Here is a 22,658-nt window from a genome sequence, read left to right as displayed (position 1 = left end):
ACGAAGCAGGCAGCGCAACAGACCAACCTATAGGGGGTCAATTTTGGACGCCGATCCCCCGGCTTAGGGGGTCAATATTGCAAGCCGAATGACAGGCCGGACGCGTCGCCGTGCTTTTCGCCGGCGGCGTTGAACCGAGGCACATCGCCGCGATCACCTTCACCGAATTCGCCGCCAGCGAGCTCCGGCTCCGGATCGAGCGGTTCACGACGCCGCTTTCCAGGGGTGAGGTGCCTCGGGACCTCAAACAGGCGTTTCCGGACGGCGTCCCCGAGGCGCAGAAGGCCAACGTCTATCGGGCTTGCGAGACTTTCGACCAACTGACCTGCAGCACTATCCATGGCTTCGCCCAGGCGCTGATCAAGCCCTATCCGGCCGAGGCAGGCATCGATCCGGGGGCGAACATCGTCGACCCCACCGAGGCCGACCTGGCGTTCAAGGAGCGATACGACGCCTGGCTGAAGGATCGGCTCTCCGGAGACAGGGGCGACGGTTTGATCGCCCAGCTCATCCTCGCGAGCGAGTCCGCCGGATTGAAGCTCGTCGAAGACGTGGCCCAGTTCCTGCGGAAAAATCGCGACGCCGAGTGCGCGCAGATTGCGTGGTCGCCTAAGGCCATGACCGACCTGATCGCGGCGGCAAAGCAGTTCGAGGCCGAGCTCGGCCGTTACGGCTATCAGGAGGAGAAGACCTCGGCCGCCTGCGGAGTGCTGCGCGATCTCGCCGATCTGCTCGACGGCCACAAGCTCGCCGACGCGACGCCCAGCAACGCCGCCCTGATCGCGGCGCTGAACTTCGAGCGCGACGAGACCTGCTTCACCCAGACGGGCAGTGCGAGAGCGCTTCAGACCAGCGGAAAATGGCAAGACGCCGCCGCCAAGGCGGGCCATTCCAAGTCCAACGGAAAAGCGGCCTTCGACGCGATCGTCCCCCGGTACAAGGCATGCCACGAGGCCCTGGAAGCCTTGCTCGGCGCCATCGCGGGCGAGCTGCTGTCTCGTCTGCGCAACGAGATGCAGAGCCTTCGCGACGACTGGCGCGACTACAAGCGGGCCGCGGCGCTATTGGATTTCGACGACCTGCTCTACACCGCGCGCAACCTGCTTCGGGACCACGAGGAGGTGCGGCGGGCGCTGTCGCAGCGCTTCCGTCACGTCATGGTCGACGAATTCCAGGACACCGATCCGCTGCAGATCGAGATCCTGTGGCTGATCTGCGGGGAGGACTGCGAAGGAAGCGACGCGCTTGCACGTCCGCTGCGCCCCGGTGGTCTGTTCATGGTGGGCGACCCCAAGCAGGCGATCTACCGTTTCCGCGGCGCCGACGTGAACGCTTACATCGCCGCGCGGTCGGCGATCGACGCCGGCTCCCAGATCAAGATCACGGCCAACTTCCGGTCCGTCGAACCGATCCTCGCATTTGTCAACAAGCGGTTCGAGCCGGTGCTGTCGGCTGACGGGCAGCCCGGCTTCTCCGAGTTGTCGCCGATCCATCCCGCGATCGGTTCGAAGCCGGGCGTCTGCGCGCTGGATGTGGTTGTCGAGGGCGAGAAGTCGAAAGCAGCCGCTATGCGCGACGGCGAAGCGCTGGCGGTGGCCGATCTCTGCAACAGGCTCGTCGGCAACCTGCAGGTCCGCGACTATCACACCGGCGAGATGAGGGCATGTCGTTTCGGCGACATCGCGCTGCTCGCGCCGGTCGGCACCGAGCTTTGGCGGTTCGAGGAGGCGCTGGAGGAGTTGGCGATCCCGGTTTCCACTCAGGCCGGCAAGGGCTTCTTCCGCCGCCAGGAGATCCAGGACCTGATCGCGTTGACCCGCAGTCTCGCCGACCCCCGCGACACGCTCGCGTTCGGCGCGCTGCTGCGTGGGCCGCTGGTCGCCCTGACCGAGACTGAACTGCTGGATCTCTCGGAAGCTCTGCCGGTTGATCCGGAACGGCAGGGCCTGCCGATGCTCACGCTCCGGACGGATCCGGCAAGCGTAAACCATCCGGTCGCCAAGGATGTGCTGACGAAGCTTTCTTCGCTGCGCCGGCGCGCCCGGGCTACGACGCCGTACGCGCTGCTGGCCGATGCGATTGCGGCTCTTCATGTTCGCCCGCAGATCCGACAGCGCTTCAAGGCCGGTGCCGAGCGGGCGGTCGCTAACGTTGATCTCTTCCTCGAAATGGCGCGAGCCTACGACGTGCGCGGATTGCGGGCTTTTGCCGGCGACATGCGGGCCAACTGGGAGGAGGCCGTCCGTCAGGTCGAGGGCCGGCCAGATGCCGAGCAGGAGGCGGTCTCTCTGATCACTGTGCATGCTGCCAAGGGGCTAGAGTGGCCGATAGCGATCCCGATCAACATGACCGGCACGCCGAAGTCCGAATCCGGCCTGGTGCAGGATCGCTCGAAGAACCTGTTCTCGATCCCGATCCTCGGCAACTGCCCCGCTGACTATGCTGGCATCGAGGCCCGCGCCGAGGAGGAGCAGCGGCGCGAGCGTGTGCGGCTTTGGTACGTGGCCGCGACCCGCGCACGCGACCTGCTGATCCTACCCAGGCATTCCGCCGCTCTGTCGGACAAGTGCTGGGCGAAGCTCGTCGATCTCGGCGTTACCGATCTGCCGCCGATCAAGCTGCAGGACATCGGCGCCGCGAAGGAGCGAACGGTATCGCCGCAGGAAAACGGCCAGACCCAGGAGATCTTCGCCGCCGAGTCCGCCGCGATATTCGCCGGCCGCCAGACCGTGACCTGGCGCCGTCCGAGCCGAAGCGAACTCGATAAGGTCGGCGAAGGTGAAGCCAAGATCGAAAGCGCCGAAATTCCGGAAGCGACCGAGATTGCCCCGGCCGCCGTCCTCGGCAGTTCGACCCGCGGCACCATCCTTCACAAGCTGATCGAGGAGGTGCTGACCGGTGAGGCCGAAGACGCGAAAGCGGACCTGGAAGCCAGGGCCGCCGACCTGATCCGGCAGATGGGGCAGGAGCCGGCAGCGGACCCCAAGATGGGCATCTGCGCGGCGGAATTGGCCGGCGCGGTGCTGCGGACGCTTGCGCTTGCCGACGTCGCGGCGCTGCGCCAACGGCTATTTCCCGAACTGCCGGTGTTCGGGAGCGAAACGCGCGACGGCGAGGAGATCCTGCTCTCGGGCCAAGCGGATGCGGTCGCGTTCGGCGAGACCGGCGCCATCGACGTCGTGGTCGACTGGAAGAGCGACGTGGCACCGGAACCGTCGAGCATCCGCCACTACCGGCAGCAAATCGGCGACTACCGCATGCAGACCAAGGCCAAGCGGGCGCTGCTGGTGTTCATGACCACGGGGCAAGTCGTCGATGTCGCTTGATCACGTCGACGAAATAACCCACGAACCGAGGCTCACGCCGTCGCGGCAATCCACCCGCCAGCAGCGGCAAAGCGTCGTGAGAGCCCGCCCGGGCAGCGAGCGTTGATGGCAGGGTTTTCATGGCAGTTTTGTCTTTGCTACAAGATGAAGCGAGCAGGATCAGCCTTGTCAGACTGATCAGCGCGCGCCGCTGCTTTCGGAGGAAACGTGGAAGAAGATTTTGGGCGCTATCTGCTAACGGTGGAAGAGCGCGACATCGACCTATTGCTGATGGAAGAATTCCACGTCTCACCGGCGTTCGTGAGTTGGTTCGCAGTCCAGGTAAGAGTCGGTGACGCGACATTCGCCGGCGCTTGGCACAGCGTGTCAGACACTGACGGAGAGACTGACCTCCTGCTGCGCGTTGTCTCCGGCGGCACGCGGACAGCAATACTGATTGAAAACAAGGTGGCGGCGCCAGAGCAAAGCCGCCAAGACGAGCGGTACCATATTCGTGGGGCTCGCTCCCGTGACGCTGGACTATTCGACGTCTACATTACTTGCATGTGCGCACCGTCCGCTTACTTGGCGGGGTTGAGAGCGAACAGCCTTTATGAACGGCGCATCTCCTATGAAGCCATTCGCGATTGGTATGCGCAATTTGACGATCCGCGCTCGGTCTGGCGTCGTCGCATTATGTCCGAAGCGATTGAGCAAGGCCGGCGCGGCTATGTAATGGTTGTGAACACGAATAAGTCCGCCTTTCACCGAAACTATTGGGAGTATCTTCAGCGAAAGCATCCGAAACTGATGATGCGTGAGCCCAAGGAAAAAGGCTCCAAATCTGATTGGATAATCCTCAAGACACATGACATGCCTAAAGGTGTATCCATCGACCACAAGAACGACCAAGGTTGCGTTGATCTGACCTTTAATCGAACATTACTAAACAACCTGCTTGCCGTCAGGGCCGAGTGGCCAGAGGACATTATGCCTCTTCAACGCGGCGGATCGACGGTGTTGCGAAAGATCGTGCCGAAACTAGATATGGAGCGCGCTATCGCCGAACAAATCGAGGACCTCGAACAGGTGCTCGCGGCCGCCTATTCGCTGTCGGCATTTAGTCGGATCATGCAATCCAAGTAGCCTTTATTCGAGGACTTCCACAAAAAAACTCAGACCCACGTCGCGATTTTGGTTTCCAGCGACGCGCGAGCTGCCACGAGCCGTTCGGGGTCAACCTTGTTTGATACATCTGCACGGTGTTTTCGACCATACGCCACTTTCCTGTGATGGCGGCCTAAGGCCGCATTCTTTTTGGAAGACGGGGTCTGCGACCCCCTGGCCGTCAAGGCCAGGCCCGATGGGCAAAAAACGCAGGCCGTGTTGTCGCCCGGATCAAGCCCGGGCTCCGGCCCGCGCCACCCCACATTTTTTGGCCTGTGACGGCCCAGCCCCCGCTCATTGCCGCGTGGCTAGTCGTGGTTCATGCGAACCCGTAAGCCAAGGGAGGAACAGGCAATGAAAGCGGATATCTATCAGCGCATCACCGATCAAATCGTCGGCGAGCTTGAGAAAGGCGTGAGGCCATGGCTCAGGCCGTGGAATGCCGAGCATGCTGCCGGGCGTATCACCCGGCCCCTGCGCGGGAGCGGAATTCCCTATCAGGGTATCAATGTCCTGATGTTGTGGTCGGCAGCGATGGAGAAGGGTTATGCCGCGCCGGTCTGGATGACCTTCAAGCAGGCAAGAGAGTTGAAAGCCAACGTCCGCACGGGCGAACACGGCAGCCTCGTTGTTTATGCCGACAAAATCATCCGTACCGAGGCCGACACCGTCACCGGCGAGGAGGCCGAACGCGCGATTCCGTTCATGAAGGGCTACACGGTTTTCAATGTAGAGCAGATCGACGGTTTGCCGCAGCATTACTACGCCAAGCCTGAGCCACCGTTGGACACGATGCCGCGGATCGACCGGGCGGAGGCGTTTTTCGCGGGCACCGGCGCCGCTCTCCGGCACGGCGGCACGATGGCCTTCTATAGTGTCTCGCAAGATTTCGTGCAGATGCCTCCGTTCGAGGCCTTCCGCGACGCGGAGTCATTTTACAGCACGCTTGCCCATGAGACAGTCCACTGGACCCGCCACGAATCGCGCCTTGATCGCGATTTTGGCCGCAAGCGCTTCGGCGACGAAGGCTATGCGATGGAAGAGCTTGTCGCCGAATTGGGCTCCGCGTTTCTGTCAGCCGACCTCGACCTGACGCCGGAGCTTCGCGGGGATCACGGCTCCTATATCGCGTCATGGATCAAGGTGCTGAAAGACGACAAGCGGGCGATTTTCACCGCTGCATCCCATGCGCAGCGCGCGGCGGACTTCCTGCACGGCCTGCAGAAATCCGCTTCCATCCAGGCGGACGCCGCGTGAGCGCTCGCCATGGCGAAGCCCGGACATCATACTTATTGGCGGTCACGCCTATCGCGGGCAGGAGATTCGCCAACTCCTCCGCCAACAGCCTCAGGCATGGAAGGCCGCGCAGTTACGGCAGCTTGCCTCGTTCGAGCTAAAGGACGATTGCCGCCCGGAAACCGAGCGACCGCCGTCGGCCGCTACGCCGAGGCGACCCTTCTGCAGACATGATCACCCTCCCGGAAAAGGTCGGGATGGTCGCGAATTCACTTCCGACTCGCCCTACCACGCATTGTCCTTCGCACGCGCTCGCAGCCGTTCGCCCGCGGTTCGATGTTTCGACGTGCGCCAAGAGCGTTGGCCGCTCATTTTCGGATGATCCTTCGATAAGCAAGTCAGTCACCAGCGGCTTCGAATTTCGGGGGTATGCCCGCGCGCGCGTCGCAGTTCAAGGCCGCTCGCTTCCGCGCCCCGGTGAAGGGCCGGGGCTTGTGCAACTCCGCGCCGCGTGGCGGTGCCCTGTGGGGCAGACTTTGAACCACGGCACTCTAGCGCGCGGGCCTTAGGACCCCACGAAGCCGCGCAAGGTGCATGGCTTCCTTAACGAGAGGATCTACCATGAGCAACAACCGCCCGACCCACCGCGTCTACGCCGTAACGAAAACCGGCGAGCGCAATTTCTGGAACGCAATAGGCGCTGCCTGGGTCCACAGCGATGGCTGGGGCTTCAACGTGAAGCTCGATTACCTCCCGCTCAACGGCGCGGAGATCGTCATTCGCAAGCCCAAGAGCGACGAGGTCGATGCAACGGCAGCCGACTGAGTCAAGAGGGCCGCCCTCGGGCGGCCCTCTCTTCCTTGCACACAACGGATGGTCCTTTGGAAGCTTACCAATGATACCAACAGCTTTCCTAGAACACCGTGTTCGCCTCGAACGCGCGTCGGTTGCGGCAACAAGTTGCTTCCTACTGAATTCAGCGACGATCGTTAGTGCGAGTCGCGGTTCGATCCCTTGGGACTCTTGCGCGAGTCATCCGCGATTGCCACCTGAGGCGAGAGCGGTGTCCTGCCGCGCAGATACGGGATGGGATAACAGAATGAATTACGCAATTCGCGAGACGGCAGCAGCCGTTGTTGCGGCGGCGTCCGACTTTATCATGGAAGGTCGTGCGCCGACGCCATCTACTCAAATTGAGGGACCGTACGCCTCCGTGTTGGAGAGCCAGCGGGAGCACGACCTAGCGATCGGCTCGGCACCCATCATGGTCGAATTGCTGAATTCGTGGACGATCGAGGCTCGGATCGGCTGGATGATGAATAATTTTGAGACCAACGAACGGTATGCCTGCGCATCGAACATTGCGCGGCGAGCCTTGATTGCGGCGCCGATCGGCTTTCCGCTCGAAATCGAACGACGCTGGCAGAAGCGCGCCTCCAAGACTTGGTGACGGGATCGGCGTCAGCAGGGCGCGAGACGTTTGTGGAGTCTGTCAGATCGAAACAAGATAGGGGTCATCAATGTTGAATGCCGTAGTATTCGTTTTCGTCGGAGCCTTCGCATTTGTGCTTGGTTATCCCTGTGCCGCCGCGGTGGCGCACGGCCTCAATCCAGCGGCGTGGCCTCCCGCCGTGATGTCCCCTGACCAATGGCTCCAGGGCTTTTTGTCGTTTTATGCCCTGCCAAATGCCGCAGCGCTGCTGGAAATGGCAACGGGTCATTCGCCTGCGTTTGCCGGCGGTGGTCTGCTGCAGATATTCGCCATTTGCTCGGTCCCGATCGCGTTCATGGCGATGTTGCCATCGCCAAAACGAGGGCCGCGCCGGGATCCGGACGCATTGCAAGGGGATGCCCGCTGGGCAACCAAGGGCGAGCGTTCCACCATGAAGAAGGGCCTGGAATTTGGCCGCGATTGCGAGACCGGCAAGCCCATTCGCGTGGCGGTCGAGGGCAACATTTTGACCATTGCACCTCCGAGGCGCCGTAAAACCAGCGGTCTGATCATTCCGAATCTTGTCGCGGCCGATAAGGCGGCCTGGAACGGCCCGGCAGTTGTGCTGGATCCGAAGGGCCAAGTCTATCGCGCGGTGGTAGAGCGGCGGCAGGCTCTCGGCAAGACCGTCCGATGTCTCGATCCCATGGCTATCTGTGGTGGCACCGACCGGTGGAACCCGCTCACGACCATGAATCCGGCGGACACGGCTTACCTGCAGCGGGTCGCGAGGACGTTGCTGCCGTCGGCGGTGTCGGAAGAGAATGCGTATTTTCAGAACAAGGCCGCCGATGTGATCGTCGCCGCTTTCCAAGCCGCGCAGCACCTGGGAAATGCAACGCCGCTGGCGGTGTCTGATTTCCTGTCCAACCCGGATCAACTCGCTGACGCCCTGAAGGGTGTTGCCGGCACCACGGCGAACCGCGTGCGACAGTTCCTGACCATGGACGCAAAGACCCGAGATCCGATCCTGTCGACCGCGCAGCAGGCTTTCCAATGGTGCGATGACGAAAGGATGCAGGCGCTAACGTCAGATAGTACGTTCGCGCTCACCGACCTCTGCGCTGGCGACACAGATCTGTTCGTCACTCTGCCGACGGAAAACCTTGAAGCGCTCGCGCCGTTTCTTCGGTGGCTTTTGGCCGATCTCTTTGCGACCATTCGGCGCAATCGCGTAGCCGAAAGGCTGATCATCTTTGTTGATGAAACGAGGACGCTCGGGAACTGTCGAGAGCTGATTACCGCAGCCGGAGAGCTGCCCGGTGCGGGAGCATCACTCTGGACTTTCTGGCAAGATAGATCCCAGATAATGGCCTGCTACGGCGCTGAAAACGGAGCGACATTGTTGCGTACGTCGGAGTTCGTCACAGTTTCGGATCCCGCAATGGTCGATCCAGATGAACGTGAATTCTGGTCGCGCGCACTCAGCGATTTCACGGTTCTGGAAGAAACGAAGGTCAACGACAAGTCGGTGCAGGGCGCGCGGACGAGCAGTTCTCAGGCGCCACGCGGTGTCAGGCTGATGACCGCAGAGGAATTGGGGAGATTGCCGTCCTCCGATCTCATTCTGTTTCCGAACAGCGACCGCTATGCGAAGCGCGCGGTTCGACTACGCAAGACTCGTCATGACGATGCGCGTTTTGCCGGGCTGACCACGCCGGTCGCGCCCGTCGGCGCGACGACATAGTCAAAGCTGTTTGCGATTAGCCAGCCTTGGTCGACTTCTGTTGTGGCGTAGCCACGACCTGCCAACCAGTAGCGTAGGACGACCCTTCCGTTCCGCGGATGCATCGCGACAGCCGGCAACCCGGTTCTCCAGGCCCCATGCCAGGTTGAGCCGTCGGGGAGCCTCCAATCGATGATCCATGTCTCGTTCGAGGCAAGCAGGCGCTCGCCGGTGTTGCGCCGGGCAATGCCGGCGAGCAGGCCAGCCGTGGCGAGCACCACGATGGTCAGGACACATCGATACCCCCAGGCCTGCAAGAACCGCCGGCGTGATGAGGACAACCTAGGCGGTGCTGGTCTGGCCGGGGCGGTTCGCGGCAGAGCAGTCTGTACTGACGCTTCAAGCTCGGCTTGATGCAACGGCGTCAGCTCCGGATCGGTCAGATGTGCAATCCGAGCGCGGGGAGGGAGCGCTATAAGCGTGGCCAGGTGCGCGCGGCTGATTTCGGTCACGTCGTTGGCGGCATGCGCGGCATCCCGCCGGGCCTCTTCGAGCGGGTCGACGGGGGCCGCGGCCGCTGGTCTCCTTGCAACGGTGCTCACGCCCGATCGTGTCGACCGCGGAACCGGCCGGGCAGGCTGGCCGGCGCGGCGATTAATGGCCGCTTGCTGTTTTCGCGGGCTCCTAAACAGATTGAGAAGGAATTTCATTTCGCAATCAGCCATTCTGCGGCCGGACGCACCGCCTGCATCACCTCCAGCCGCACGCGGGTGAGGTCGCGGCGGATACGGCTGCCCTGGGCGATGCCAAACTTGGTGTGCAGCGCCTTCGCGTCGAGCTTCGCGATCGAAGCCAACCCGCCAGCCTGCATGATCGCGGCCGCCTTCTCATCCATCACCTGATTCAGCAGGCAGGACACCGTTGCGCCAGATGCGATCTTGAGCAGCAATTTCGGGTCGACTTGGCCCTTGACGCGGTTTTCGATCACGAAGCGCGCCGCTGCCCAGGGCGCCGCGACCGAAAGGAGTTTCGGCACCTCTGCAAGCGCGCCCGGCTCTGCCGTAGTGACCACGAGCACTCCGAACTCGATGCCGGCAGCAGCGAAGTCCTCCCTCAGGCCGGCGATCACCGTCATCAAGGAAGCGCCGGTGTTTGCACCGACATCGATGACGGTCGGGAGCGTTGCCGAGGCGATGGCGTCGATAACCTGGTCGAACTCTGCGCGCGACGCGGCGCCGCCGGAAAGCTCAATCGCCTCGCGATCGGCACGCGTCTGAAAGAATGTCACGCGTTTTCCAAGCTCGAATAACCGCGGACTTGAATCGATTTCGATCACTGGTGCACCGGGGACAACCTCCGCCAGTCCACGGCAAGTGACCGACTTGCCTACACCGCCCTTGTCCTGGAAAATCCCCAGTACCCTGGTCATGTCGAATCCTTTTTCAGTAGTGACCGCACGCGGTCCTCGAACTCTTGATGACGGATGGTCTCTTCGCTATCGCTCGCGATGGCAGTCGCGAAGTCCGCGCGCTGCAGATCTGTTGACAGCGACAGGCCGTGAGAGTTCGCCGGCAATGGTGCGAGATCGCCGCGCTTGGCACGGCCGGCCAAGCGGACTTCTTGGCGCCGCTCGCGCTTGTCGATCGCTGAAATGAGGGCGGTCAAGCGGCGCGGCGTGATCGGCTCGCGATTGACGCCCTGGATGACGCCCTGCTTGGCCAGCGCGGCTGCGATTGCTGCCCAACTATGCTTTCGTACACGCAATTCGCGGATCAGCGGCAAAATGGGTTCAATGATAGCAGTCGCACCGGTGCGTCGAAGCGCTCGGCCGTTTGCTGCCAGCGTCGCTTGAGCGTTGGCGCAGTCCTTCGTCAGACGTTTTGAATCGATCGACATATTCGCGAGGTGGGGATCGCGATTCAGAAATGCCAGCCGGGCCAACGCCACCAAATCTCGCCGTTCGTTCGGTCGCAGCGCAAATGGTGGTCGCTCTGGTCCGGCGCGAAGTCCACCATCTGGACCCGCTAGGGAGCCCGCCAGGCGCTATCAGTGCGCTAACGCGAGATCTTTGGCGCAGCCGAAGCGACCCTCTGTAGAAGGGCCGAGCGCCGTCAGGCGATCACCGATATATTTTTTTGCTTAACCGTTGTCGCGGTGGCGCGGTCAGACCCGATGGCCAGATGCCAACAAGGGCCAACGTTTCTGCGAGAGGGGTACCGGAACTGATTAAGCCGATCGTTCCAACCAAGGCCGACAGATTGTCAGGCTGTCGGAATTCGTGCGAGTTGCACGGACCAGGGGCGAGGTGTGACGACAGCACGGGCCATTACCCGATAATCTGAAAGCACCATCTAAAAGATGACTGAGAGTCGCACTCCGGAGTAGGCGGCGTCGTTCTCGGCCGGCCGATTCTGGCGCAAAGCGGCCGTCTGCGGGATCGGCGCTTCGCTAGGCCGTGGCGCTAACCCAACCGTGATAGCTGCATGGGTCCCGTCGCCATTGCGCCCGCCGTGGTCCCGGACCGTATTCGGCGCGATCGTCATAACGGGCTTCCTGGGTAGCGCATTTGTACACATTGTCGCGTCGAAGCGGCCCGCTTCGCGACCCCTCTACTTGGCTTACTATTTTCCATCCAGCCCCTTATGCAATTGAATGATGCAGAGCGGAAGTTTCACTCTGGACACGCATATCTCGCCGCAAAAACGGAGTGTTTCTACTGGATGCTGCATGCGATGCTGATCCACGAAGACAAGTCGTGCTTACCAAGGCGCCATCGCTCTGAGGCGACTACGCGGCGGGCAAAGTGAATTGAAATATAGCACCGCGAGGTTCATTCGCCTCTGCCCACAACTGGCCCCCATGGGCGTCGATGATTGACCGGCAAATCGGCAGCCCCATCCCCATGCCGCTGGACTTCGTCGTGTAAAATGCATCGAACACGCGCTCAAGATGGGGCGGATCGAGGCCCGGCCCGGAATCACGCACTGCCACAAGAACACCTGTGTGGTCTTGCTCGGTGCTGATCGACAGCTCTCGCGGCGCTGCCTCAACCGAGCCCATTGCTTCGACCGCGTTCAGAAGCAGGTTCAGGACCACCTGCTGCAATTGAATGCGATCGCCGTGAACGGGAAATAATCCCTCAGAAAGCCGGGTCTGGACCCAAACGCGATTTTTGATTATCGCGCTTCGCCCCAATCCAATTACCTCTTTGATCGCATCGTTAAGGTCAAATTGCTCTGTTCGCGGAGGCGCTTTCTTTAGGTGATCACGGATCCGGTCGATGATGTCTCCGGCGCGATCGGCATCGTCCACGACGCAGCTAAGTGCCTCCCTGACCTCGCCCAATTCCGGCGGTCGCATGTCCAGAAAATTCTGCGCCGCACGGGCATTGTTGCGGGCGCTGGCGATCGGTTGCTTGATTTCGTGAGACAACGAGGCGGCCAATTCTCCCATCATGCTCACGCGGTTCATGTGGGCCAAATCCGATTGCATCTGCTCCAATCGTGCCAACGCTTGTGTACGATCGTCGATATCGGTCAATAGGATGTACCAGCGCGCGATGTGCCCGGAGCCATCGCGAACTGGGACGCCCCGGGCTTCAAACCACCGATATTCGCCGTCGATCCCCCGCAGGCGCGAGTCGACTTGGTAGGGAAGCCCGGAGGCTATAGCCCTGCCAAAAGCTTCAACAACACGGGGAAGATCTTCAGGATACACCGCATCGTTTGTTCCCCAGTCCTTTAGCCATTCCAACGATCGGCCAAAATATTCGAGGCATTGGCGATTGGCGGCTTCGAGTTCACCGTTCGGAGCCATTACCGCAACGAGACCGGGTATCCCATCAAGTGCCAATCGTGAACTTCGTTCGCTCTCACGCAACGCCTCCTGCGCGCGCATGATTGCTGTCACATCGGCGGCGGTGCCGCGATAGCCACGGAATTCACCGTTGGCGTCAAACACGGCCTTGCCGCTGGCCCTCACGTACATCGGAGAACCGTTGCTGCCCAACCCGCGATATACGAAGTCCCGGAACGGCTGGCGTGAATCGAGGGTTGCCTGGATAAGCCGCCACTTCCCGGGTTCCGTCTCAAGGTCGAGAGCGCGATCCCACCACGCCATGCCGAGTCGCTGGGCCGCTTGTCCACTAAACGGATTCTGGGTCAACAGCGTGAATTTGTAATCCGCGCCGATTTCCCAGAACCAATCCGAGGCGGTCTCGGCGTAGTCGCGGAACTTGGCCTCGCTCTCCCGTAAGGCCTCTTCGGCCCGCTTGCGCTCCGTCACGTCGATGCCCGTGACAACAATCTCTAGAAACTCTCCGCTGGCCGAGAACACAGGATTGTTAGTTGCTTCGATGTGTTTGACCGCCCCGCCGGGCAGCACGATTCTGAACTCGTTCGCAAAGTTTCTCCTTTCTCGCACTCCGCGCTCGATATTTTCGTTCACCCTGTCTAGGTCGTCTGGATGGATCCGTTGCCACACCTCTTCGCGGCTCGGAATGCCCTGCACCGGATCAACCCCCCAGATGCGGGAAGCCTCCTCGGACCAATAAACAATCTCCGTCGCGTTATAGGCCGACGAACCGGTGTGGCTCACCCTCTGTGCTTCCGCCAAATAGGCTTCGCTGCGGCGTAACGCTTGCTCGGCCCGCTTCTGGTCATCGATGTCGTGACCGGCGCCATACCAGTTCACGATCGCGCCGTTCGCGTCGCGCAGCGGCACGCGCCTGCTGCGATGCCAGCGATAAACGCCGTCGGCGCGGCGCACCCGCATTTCGATGTCGTACGGTTTTCCCGCGGCAACGTGTGTGTCCCAGTCACGCGAGCGTTCCGGGTAATCTTCCGGATGCACCGCGCTTCTCAAGTTGTCGAAGCCGATCCCTGGACCGACGAAGTCGCTAAAGGTCTGGTTCATGAAATCGGCTAAACCATCCGGCCTATAACGCACGACATGGGCTGGTATCGTATCGATGATCATTCGCAGGTTTTGCTCGCTCTCCCGCAACGCGTCCTCTGCACACTTCAGCTCTTCAATGTCGACGTTCACCCCGATCCACTGCAGCAAAGTTCCATCGCTCGCCCGAAGCGGTTCGGCGCGACTGCGATACCAGCGGTAGCCTCCTTGAGCGTTACAAACTCGAAAGTTCGCCTCAGCGGCCTCGCCCGTGCGCAGACAGGTTGACCAGACTTTGCGTGTTTCTTGATGATCGTCCGGGTGCAGCAACGGGATATGGGAGTCCCACTGGGCGCCAACGTCTATGCCGAAGCGTAGGGGATGATCGTTCGGAAGACCAAGGTAATCCGCAGTTCGTTTATTCACGAAGGTGAGTCCGCCGGACGAAGCCGCGTACCAGGTATGCGCGGGGACCAGATTTAGAGTGGCTTGCAGCCGTGCCAAGAATCTGGACTGTTCTTCGGGCTTCTTGCCTTCATCAACCTCGACAGTCATCTTCCGCCTGCTGGTTTTGTGCATCGATCGAGCCGTAGCGGCCGCGATGGCTAACTCCTTCACTTTCACAACTTCGTCAGGGAATCTTATCGCAAAAACTGCGTGAGAGCCACGTCCGAGTACGCGCCGTTCATCGAGTGCGGCACCATCCGGCAACTCGTAGAGTTTCCGGGCTAAATTTACGGCGAAAAAAAGAAACTCATGAAGTATTTCTGGTCGACGCGCCAAAGCGAAGAGCCGCATCAAGACACTTCAGCAGAAGCTCCTCATCGACCGGCTTCGGAAGGTAGCAAACCACCCCATCCTTCAAAGCGCGGGCCCGGACCTGATCATCGGCGTAGGCCGTCACGAGGATCGTCGGAATCTGGTGCCCTGAAGCGAGGAGATGTCGGTAAAGATCGGGTCCGGTCATCCCAGGCATCTGAACATCCGCGATCACGCAGGCGGTTTCGCTGAAATGCGGAGACGCGAGGAAATCAGCGGCCGACGGAAACGCCTCAACGCGGTAGCCTCGCGACCTTATGAGCCTTCTCATCGACCCGCGAAAGAACCGATCATCCTCGACGACCGCGACCAAAGTCGGTTTCGGCATACGGATTTCCAGCACCTCGATCGAACCCGCCGTACAGGCGACGACTACTTGCTGTCACGCGCCGAGGTAAAGTCGATAACCGCAACCAGCGCAAAAAGTGTACCACTGAGTAATGCCGATGCCCCGTAAATCTTGGTTTAGGCTACAACCGTGAATTCCGAACCGCGCATCAAGAATGCAGTTGTTCACAGCAGCTCAACGGTTTGTGCGCGTAAGCCTTGGTCTACAACAAGTCCTACGATGGTGCTTTTCTCGCCCGCGGATTGGGAATATGCTGCGAACCGCACGACGGCTTAGCGGACGGCGACAGAGGATCATTTCCGTGTTAACGTGAGCAGCAGACATGCAGGAGAAGGTCTCAACTGTCTTGGTCATAGAGGACGATGTCGAGCTTCGCAATTCGCTCGGGCGACTTTTGCGGTCGGTCGGCCTTCATGCCCAGCTATTCGGCTCCGTTTCCGAGTTTCTCGAATCCGATGCGCCGGATGGCCCGACCTGCCTGGTGCTCGACGTGCGATTGCCGGGGCAAAGCGGTCTTAATTTACAGCGCGAGCTCGCGGCGGCGAATAGGGAAGTCCCAATCGTCTTCATCACGGGGCATGGCGACATCCGGATGTCGGTACAAGCGATGAAGGATGGTGCCATCGAATTCCTTACCAAGCCGCTCCGTGATGAGGAACTGCTCGACGCCATTCACCTGGGTCTCGATCGCGATCGTGCTCGCCAGGAGAACGGGAAGGCTCTGGGCGCGCTTAAGGAGCGCTTCGGATCGCTAAGCCCCAGGGAGCGTGAAATCATGATTCACGTCGCACAGGGTCGTCTTAGCAAGCAGATTGCCGGCGATATTGGTATCAGCGAGCCTACGGTGAAGGTCCACCGCAGCCGCGCGATGCGGAAGATGAACGCCCGTTCGCTTCCCGAATTCGGGAGAATGGTGGCCAAGCTCGGCCTGGTACCCGAGAAGTCGTAAGATACCTGAGCTGGAGTATCCCTCGTCCCCGCTTTTTTGTCCGCGGTATCTGCGATCCACCCCTCCCTACCGCTGCCATCGACATCCTCCTTGCCGCGGCCAAGCTCAACGACATCGATCAAGAAGCGTGGCTTGCCGACGTGCCATTTTCCCGCTTGCCGGATCACTCGCCAAGCGCATTCACGACCTTGGAACTGGCGTTCTCAGAGCATCCCTCCTCCGTTTAAGCCCAATCGGGCAAACGAACTAACCAGGATCAGCGCTGGACGCGTACACTCAGGCTTAGTCAGCTCAACCACATTCGCATCCCGCAATACTCACGTGCGATAGACCGCGCCACCGAAGCCAACCATGTTGGTTGCAGTGATACCGGTCATCGGCAGGTAGGTTTAATTGAAGTCCGTGAAAGCAACATGATCGCAACAGCAGCTTCTCGCTCGTAAGATTTCAGCACTGTGGTCGGAGCGCGCAGCCGCCCGGACCTGAACGCAGGGTCAGTCATGATCAGCGCACGTCAATTCAGCCGGAACCGTCGAGCGCTTGTGCCAGCCACTAATCACACATGATCGTGGCAAGGAGCCCATATGGGCAAGTCGGCGCTCTTCAGCACTAAGTGAGCGGACGCAGAAGTCGACTCAATCGCACTCCGGTGCGCGCGATATATCGATCAACACAGAGAGCCGAAGCAAGCTCATGTCTATCAGAACCGCAAGCTGGGATTTCGCATGGTTAACGGAACTGCCGAAAAGCAGACTAACGCCACCCCCAAGGCCATGGCTGACGATGATGTTCACATAAAACTGCAGTTTGGCCCCTTTGAGCTTGCGAGCAGGGAGAGGGTGCTTCGGTGCGACGGTGTGAACCTGCCTCTTGGCAGCAGGGCCTTCGACATCCTGATCTATCTTGCCGAGCGCCCCGGTGAGGTCATCACAAAGAAAGAACTCATCGACCATGTCTGGTCGGATGTAACCGTCGAGGAGGGGAGCCTCCGGGTCCACGTGGCCGCGATCCGTAAGGTGCTTGGCGGCGACCAATTCGGCAACCGTTACATCGCAACCATCAAGGGGCGTGGCTACTCGTTCGTCGGCACCGTCGCCCCTATCGCGGGCGGTACGGAGAACGGAAACGACAAATCCCGGCACCAAGGCCGGCTCCTTGTGCGACCGCTCACGATGATAGGTCGCGACGAAGTCATCAGCGAGGTCAGCGACAAGCTTCGACATGAGCAGTTCGTAACGCTGCTCGGCCCTGGCGGAATTGGCAAGACGACCGTTGCCCTGGCGGTTGCCCGCGCCGCTGCCGAGGAGTTCGGCGGCGAAGTCTGTTTTGTTGACCTGGAATGCCTTACCGATCCGCATCATGTTGCGGGGGCCGTTGCGACATCCCTGGGACTTGCACTCAAAGCGAAGATCCTGATCTGGAGCTGATCGATCTCGTTCGTTCGCGAAAGCTTCTCGTGATTGTCGACAACTGGCCAGGTCGGGGGCAGGAAACTGGAGAATGCTGCAGGGTTTTACGATTCTGCGGTCGACTCCCGGGGCCGACTTCGGGTTGAGCAGATCAAGGAGAGCCGGATGGGACCCATTTACGTTCATGCACTAGTTGCCTTCGGTGGATCGCTGGTTGCTGGGTCTGCATCGTTCGTCGCGGCGTGGTTCACTCAAAATCGAAGGGAAAGCGCTAGAAAGAAACTGTCTGAAAAAGCAAAGCGACAGAAGATCTATAGGCGCTTCATTGAGGAGGCATCGGGGCTCTATGTCGATGCACTTGTGAAGTCCAGCTTTGATGCGGCGATACTCGTCAGCATTTATGCCCTGATTGGCCGCATGCGGATTCAATCGAGCGATGCAGTGTTGAATCAGGCGTCGGCCGTCGTAAAGACGATTGTTGATACGTACTCCGAACCCAATCGCTCATTGGTCGAGGTGCAGCATCTAGTCGATAGCGAGAGCTTCGATCCTTTGCGCGACTTTAGTCAGGCGTGCCGCCAGGAATTGGATGCAATCTGAACACTCAGGCCGGTATATCACCTGCTCGCCGTCGATCTTCGGCGGTGACATTAGAGTGCGCAGAAGTCGCCAAATTGCCGCCGTCTCTTCAAGCGGCCAAAGCGTCGACCGGCGTACCTCTCGCCCCGAACTGCGACCGAATTCTCGTCGAGGCGCTCGAGAAGACGGAGGAAGTCTCGGAAAAACTTGCTGTCTACGCCGGCGAAGCGGCCGCTTCCAGGCAAACGCAACGTCTCCTCGATGTTCGAATCAGGCAGTGGGTGCCTTGCGGATATTTGAACGATGATCTGATTCAGGAAAAGCTTGCGCTGAGCGCTTGTTGAAACGTGCTCCATTACCTTGAACCGCGCGATCGCCGATGCGTGTCGATCCCTTCCCCAGCCGCAGAGTGGCGGGTGATAATCCAGTGGGGCCTGGCCCTATTTCACTCGGCAGCGCAGCTCGCGATTGATCCCGAAGCCGCCTAGAGCGGGTGGCTTGGCCGGTGAGCGACCCTAGCCTCATGGGTTCCGCCTACCTTCCTGCTCTTACAGCATTGGTAGGGTCTGAAACGGTGGACTGAAGTCATTCACATCAGCATGGCTCTTTTGCGTCGCCTGGACCGGGCCACAGGAGCCCCGGGGGAACACAGTTAGGCGGCAAAAGCTCTATAAGTGGTTCATCGATGAGGCTTCGAAGCTGCACGCCGACGCTCTAGGACGTGACGAAGCAAGGTTTCGGCTCCTGTCAGGATCTACGGCTGATCAGCCGATTGCGCCTTCTGCCGAGCCCTGCCGTGGTCGAAGAAGCGGAGGCGGCCACTCGAATGATCGTCGACGCGTACTTTGCACGCAACAAGCCCTTACCTGAGGTGCGAGACCTAATGGCCACTCGTGCGATAGATCCGCTGCGCGCCTTCAGCGAGGAATGCCGCGCCGAATTGCAAGCTCTCGAGGCTTTCTGAGCACGCGCTCATACCGCAGTCGCTGCTTTCCCGGCAACGGCAGACGCCGACTCCCATCGTTATCCACTCGGCGACTACACGCAACGCTCTTCGTTACTCTCCCGCTGCCACACAGCATTGCGGCAACTTGAATGAAAGTGCTCCAGGAGCCGAATAGGTAAACGAAGGTGCAAGGCAGTAAATCATCAACGTATCCCGCGTGACCAGCGTGCAATAGATCGCAGCAAGCAAAATCATCAAGTTGCGTCTCAAGGATTTGGGCGGCGTACGCCGCGAAGTCTTCTTCGCCGTCCGCGGGATGCCAAAATCTGTCAGTCGACGCGTCTAACTTCGGAGCGACTTTCATGACAACCGTCCCGGATCAATTCGCTGCCATCCCTGCTGCCGCTGGCGTCAAGCGAATCTATCGAATTGTGAGCGACAGCCTGAACGGCCTGACCGACGCTATTCGCCGGCAAGGCAAGATCGAGTGGATACATGTGCGGCACGAAGAGGTCGCCGCTTTCGCGTCCACTGCAGTCCTTACGATCACGCAAACCATTTGGTGATTGGAATGAGCACGCCTGAAACCGCTGACGCCAAGCTCGCCTCGGAAATCGACGTGCCGGATGACGGGATTCCGGTCTTCGAGACGTATGACCATCCAGCCGGCAGCTGGGACGCGGTTTTCGCGACCGCACGGGCGCTGCGCGAGCAGAGCGTAGTGCTTAAGGGCAGCGATTTGCTGCACAAGATGAACCAGCCTGATGGTTTCGATTGTCCAGGTTGTGCTTGGCCGGACCCCAAGCACACGAGTTCGTTTGAGTTCTGCGAGAACGGCGCAAAGGCCGTCGCCTTCGAACTGACCAGTCACCGCGTTACGCGTGAGTTCTTTGCGTCTCACACCGTCAGAGAACTGAACGGGCACTCGGACTATTGGTTGGAACAGCAGGGCAGGCTGATGGACCCGATGCGTTACGACGCCGAGACCGACCGCTACGTACCGATCGCATGGGAAGACGCCTTCGCGCTCATCGGCCGTGAGCTGCGGGCGCTTGAAAGCCCGGACCATGCGGACTTCTACACCTCCGGCCGCGCGTCGAACGAGGCCGCGTTTCTCTACCAGCTTTTCGTGCGCCGGTTCGGCACGAACAACTTTCCCGACTGCTCGAACATGTGCCACGAGCCCACCAGCGTAGGCCTTCCCGAGAGCATCGGCATCGGCAAGGGGACGGTCTTGCTGGAGGACTTCGCGCACGCGGACGCGATCTTCATCATCGGGCAGAACCCCGGCACGAATAGCCCGCGCATGCTCACAGAGCTGTGGAATGCTTCGCGCCGCGGCGCGCCGATTGTCGTTATGAATCCGCTGCGAGAGCGGGCGCTGGAGCGGTTCGCGGCTCCGCAGAGCCCCATCGAGATGGCGACGTTCTCCTCCACGCGCATTGCGAGCCAATATTGCCAGGTCAAAGTTGGTGGCGATGTCGCGGCGCTGAAGGGCATCATGAAGCGAGTGCTCGAAGTGCACGAAGCGGCCGTCGCGGCTGGCGAGGATCCGGTCCTCGACCTCCTTTTCATCGAACAACACACGCATGGCTTCGACGCACTCGTCGAGGACATGCGGCGCACAAGCTGGGGCGACATCATACGCGTCTCGGGGCTCACGCTCGACGAGATCGAGCGCATGGCGCACGTCTACCTGCACGCCAAATCCGTGATCATTTGCTACGGCATGGGGATCACCCAGCATCGGCACGGCTCGGAGAACGCACAGCAGATCGCCAACCTCCTGATGCTGCGCGGCAACTTTGGCCGTCCGGGCGCCGGCATCTGCCCCGTGCGTGGCCATTCCAATGTGCAGGGCAATCGTACGGTCGGCATCGACGAGAAGCCGAGCGCAACCTTCCTCGACTCGATGAAGAAGGTTTTCGGCTTCGAGCCGCCGCGAAACCACGGGCGTTCCGTGATCGACACGATTGCTGCCATGAGAGACGGGCAGTGCAAATACTTCATGGGACTCGGCGGCAACTTCATCGCGGCGGTGCCCGACAAGCTGGTCGCCGAAGCGGCGATACGGAACGTAGACCTGACGGTCGCGATCTCCACCAAGCTGAACCGCGGTCACGTGGTTCACGGCAAGCAAGCGTTGATCCTCCCTTGCCTTGCACGCACTGACATTGACATGCAGGCGACGGGACGTCAGGCCATTACGGTCGAAGACAGCATGTCCATGGTGCATGCCTCCTCCGGCCTCGTGCACGCGCCGAGCAAGCATCTGAAGTCCGAAGTATCGATCGTCTGCGGCATCGCGCGCGCGACGCTTCCCAATAGCGGCATCGACTGGGATGGATTCGAAGCAGACTATGATCTGATCCGCGACCGGATCGAGGACGTCTTTCCGGCCCTGTTTGCCGACTACAATCACCGCGTCCGCAAGCCAGGCGGCTTCCACCTGACAACCCCCCCGCGCGACCGGATCTGGAACACCCCGACCGGGCGCGCGAATTTTCTAATGTTCGAAGGTGTCGCCGAAGATCCGCGGGTTGCCAACAAGTCGGTGCTGCTGCTCGCGACGTTGCGAAGCCACAACCAGTACAACACGACGATCTACAATCTGGACGACCGCTATCGCGGCGTGTTCGGCGGCCGGATGGTCGTATTCATGAACGACGGCGACATGGCTGACCGGGCTATCACGGCCGAGTCTCTCGTCGACATTGAGGCTGTTTCCGATGACGGACAAAAACGCGTTGTGCGCGGCTTCAAGGTCAAGCCCTACCAAATTCCGCGCGGCTCCGTCGGCGCCTACTACCCCGAAACAAACCCGCTGCTCCCGCTCTCCCACCACGACGCGCAGAGCAAGTGCCCGGCGGCGAAGTCGATCCCTGTTCTTGTGACGCCGCATGTGCCCGACGCCGATCAACGCGAAGAACCCCCCGAGCATCAGCGGACCAGCCCGCAGGATCCCACCGGCATCGTTCCGAAAGTGACTGTCCCATGACATTCCTGGACATCGAAGCCCTTGGTCTGCCCGCTCCTGTGACGCGCAACGCTTGCGTTGTTTCGCGCGCGGGCCGGCTTGCGCCGGGCGAGCGGACAATCCCGGAAGAGACGGCGGTCGCATTCACGTATAACGGCCACTCGCATGCTGTCATGATGGCGACGCCTTGCGATCTGGAGGACTTCGCGGTCGGACTGAGCCTCACCGAGGGCGTCATCGCGGTCTCCGAGGACATCGCCGAGCTTGAAATCGTGCACGGCGAACTCGGCGCCGAGCTGCGGATGTGGATTGCGAAAGACCGCATGACGCCCTACGCGGCACGCCGTCGCGCGAGTGCCGGCCCGACCGGGTGCGGACTTTGCGGCATTGAAAGCTTGGCCGAGGCCGCGCGCCCGGCTCAGCCCGTCGGCGGGCCCTTGCAGGTCACGCCGGAGGCGATCGTCGCGGCGATCGCACAGCTCTCGGCGAAACAGATTCTCAATCGGGAGTCGCGCGCCCTACACGCAGCCGCGTTCTGGCAGCCGCGCAAGGGCATCGTCGCGATCCGCGAGGACGTCGGCCGCCATAACGCGCTGGACAAGCTTGTCGGCGCGCTGGCGCTGAGTGCAATCGGTGGCGCGACCGGCGTAGTGGTTATGACCAGTCGCGTCTCGGTGGAGCTTGTTCAGAAGACCGCGGCTCTCGGCGCCCCTATTCTGATCGCTGTGTCGGCGCCGACTGCCCTCGCGGTGCGTGCGGCGAAAGCCTGCGGCATGACGCTCGTTGGAATCGCGCGTGACCGCGATTTCGAGATCTTTACCCACGCCGAACGAGTCAGACCGCAGACCGTGCGGAACTGACAAGTATTCAG

19 protein-coding genes are annotated in these 22,658 nt (G+C 60.8%); 14 read left to right on the top strand and 5 right to left on the bottom strand.

Annotated elements, in window-relative coordinates:
* Nucleotides 1–110: 110 nt before the first annotated feature.
* The 6 genes from ABIB66_RS35325 to ABIB66_RS35300 all read left to right on the top strand — a co-directional run bounded on the left by ABIB66_RS35325 (nucleotide 111) and on the right by ABIB66_RS35300 (nucleotide 8,887).
* On the top strand, nucleotides 111–3,326 hold the full coding sequence (locus ABIB66_RS35325; RefSeq protein ID WP_354257824.1) for a UvrD-helicase domain-containing protein: 3,216 nt from the start codon (nucleotides 111–113) through the stop codon (nucleotides 3,324–3,326).
* A gap of 207 nt (nucleotides 3,327–3,533) precedes the next feature.
* The gene (locus ABIB66_RS35320) at nucleotides 3,534–4,451 is read left to right on the top strand and encodes a hypothetical protein (protein WP_354257821.1); all 918 of its coding nucleotides are present in this window, start codon (nucleotides 3,534–3,536) and stop codon (nucleotides 4,449–4,451) included.
* A 375-nt stretch (nucleotides 4,452–4,826) separates the two neighbouring features.
* Complete coding sequence (locus ABIB66_RS35315) at nucleotides 4,827–5,729, top strand: ArdC family protein (RefSeq protein WP_354257818.1); 903 nt, start codon at nucleotides 4,827–4,829, stop codon at nucleotides 5,727–5,729.
* A gap of 600 nt (nucleotides 5,730–6,329) precedes the next feature.
* On the top strand, nucleotides 6,330–6,533 hold the full coding sequence (locus tag ABIB66_RS35310; protein WP_354257815.1) for a hypothetical protein: 204 nt from the start codon (nucleotides 6,330–6,332) through the stop codon (nucleotides 6,531–6,533).
* A 238-nt stretch (nucleotides 6,534–6,771) separates the two neighbouring features.
* Nucleotides 6,772–7,158, top strand: a complete 387-nt coding sequence (locus tag ABIB66_RS35305) for a hypothetical protein (protein ID WP_354257812.1) — start codon at nucleotides 6,772–6,774, stop codon at nucleotides 7,156–7,158.
* A 70-nt stretch (nucleotides 7,159–7,228) separates the two neighbouring features.
* The gene (locus ABIB66_RS35300) at nucleotides 7,229–8,887 is read left to right on the top strand and encodes a type IV secretory system conjugative DNA transfer family protein (RefSeq protein WP_354257809.1); all 1,659 of its coding nucleotides are present in this window, start codon (nucleotides 7,229–7,231) and stop codon (nucleotides 8,885–8,887) included.
* Here the strand turns inward: ABIB66_RS35300 and ABIB66_RS35295 are convergent.
* From ABIB66_RS35295 to ABIB66_RS35275, 5 genes are all read right to left on the bottom strand, one after another.
* The gene (locus ABIB66_RS35295) at nucleotides 8,824–9,576 is read right to left on the bottom strand and encodes a hypothetical protein (RefSeq protein ID WP_354257806.1); all 753 of its coding nucleotides are present in this window, start codon (nucleotides 9,574–9,576) and stop codon (nucleotides 8,824–8,826) included. The two genes, ABIB66_RS35300 and ABIB66_RS35295, sit on opposite strands and share 64 nt — an antisense overlap.
* Complete coding sequence (locus ABIB66_RS35290; protein WP_354257804.1) at nucleotides 9,573–10,295, bottom strand: P-loop NTPase family protein; 723 nt, start codon at nucleotides 10,293–10,295, stop codon at nucleotides 9,573–9,575. Before ABIB66_RS35290 ends, ABIB66_RS35295 begins: the two co-directional genes overlap by 4 nt.
* A complete protein-coding gene (locus ABIB66_RS35285; protein ID WP_354257801.1) occupies nucleotides 10,292–10,813 on the bottom strand; it encodes a hypothetical protein in 522 nt (173 codons plus the stop codon). The genes ABIB66_RS35290 and ABIB66_RS35285 overlap by 4 nt, the downstream gene beginning before the upstream one ends.
* A gap of 840 nt (nucleotides 10,814–11,653) precedes the next feature.
* A complete protein-coding gene (locus ABIB66_RS35280; RefSeq protein ID WP_354257797.1) occupies nucleotides 11,654–14,314 on the bottom strand; it encodes a PAS domain-containing sensor histidine kinase in 2,661 nt (886 codons plus the stop codon).
* Between the two features lie 199 nt (nucleotides 14,315–14,513).
* A complete protein-coding gene (locus ABIB66_RS35275; protein WP_354257794.1) occupies nucleotides 14,514–14,906 on the bottom strand; it encodes a response regulator transcription factor in 393 nt (130 codons plus the stop codon).
* A gap of 343 nt (nucleotides 14,907–15,249) precedes the next feature.
* Here ABIB66_RS35275 and ABIB66_RS35270 point away from each other — a divergent pair, with 343 nt between their 5' ends.
* The 8 genes from ABIB66_RS35270 (at nucleotide 15,250) to fdhD (ending at nucleotide 22,647) form a co-directional block, all read left to right on the top strand.
* Nucleotides 15,250–15,876, top strand: coding sequence for a response regulator transcription factor (locus ABIB66_RS35270; RefSeq protein ID WP_354257791.1), 627 nt, complete (start codon nucleotides 15,250–15,252; stop codon nucleotides 15,874–15,876).
* Nucleotides 15,877–16,601: 725 nt separating this feature from the next.
* Entirely contained in the window at nucleotides 16,602–17,303 is a 702-nt protein-coding gene (locus tag ABIB66_RS35265) for a winged helix-turn-helix domain-containing protein (RefSeq protein ID WP_354257789.1), read from the top strand.
* 147 nt (nucleotides 17,304–17,450) lie between these two features.
* Nucleotides 17,451–17,885, top strand: coding sequence for a hypothetical protein (locus ABIB66_RS35260; RefSeq protein WP_354257787.1), 435 nt, complete (start codon nucleotides 17,451–17,453; stop codon nucleotides 17,883–17,885).
* Between the two features lie 74 nt (nucleotides 17,886–17,959).
* Nucleotides 17,960–18,208: a hypothetical protein gene (locus ABIB66_RS35255; RefSeq protein WP_354257785.1), complete on the top strand. Its 249-nt coding sequence runs from the start codon at nucleotides 17,960–17,962 to the stop codon at nucleotides 18,206–18,208.
* A gap of 377 nt (nucleotides 18,209–18,585) precedes the next feature.
* Nucleotides 18,586–18,828 carry a hypothetical protein gene (locus ABIB66_RS35250; protein ID WP_354257783.1) on the top strand — a complete coding sequence of 81 codons (243 nt, stop codon included), beginning with the start codon at nucleotides 18,586–18,588 and terminating at the stop codon, nucleotides 18,826–18,828.
* Between the two features lie 344 nt (nucleotides 18,829–19,172).
* Entirely contained in the window at nucleotides 19,173–19,376 is a 204-nt protein-coding gene (locus tag ABIB66_RS35245) for a thiamine pyrophosphate-binding protein (protein ID WP_354257781.1), read from the top strand.
* 5 nt (nucleotides 19,377–19,381) lie between these two features.
* Nucleotides 19,382–21,808, top strand: coding sequence for an FdhF/YdeP family oxidoreductase (locus ABIB66_RS35240; protein WP_354257778.1), 2,427 nt, complete (start codon nucleotides 19,382–19,384; stop codon nucleotides 21,806–21,808).
* Nucleotides 21,805–22,647: a formate dehydrogenase accessory sulfurtransferase FdhD gene (gene fdhD / locus ABIB66_RS35235; protein ID WP_354257776.1), complete on the top strand. Its 843-nt coding sequence runs from the start codon at nucleotides 21,805–21,807 to the stop codon at nucleotides 22,645–22,647. The genes ABIB66_RS35240 and fdhD overlap by 4 nt, the downstream gene beginning before the upstream one ends.
* The last annotated feature ends 11 nt before the right edge of the window (nucleotides 22,648–22,658 follow it).

The sequence above is a fragment of the Bradyrhizobium sp. F1.13.3 genome (genome assembly GCF_040548265.1).
Classification (GTDB): Bacteria; Pseudomonadota; Alphaproteobacteria; order Rhizobiales; family Xanthobacteraceae; genus Bradyrhizobium.
This window is presented reverse-complemented; position numbering and strand designations above follow the sequence as displayed.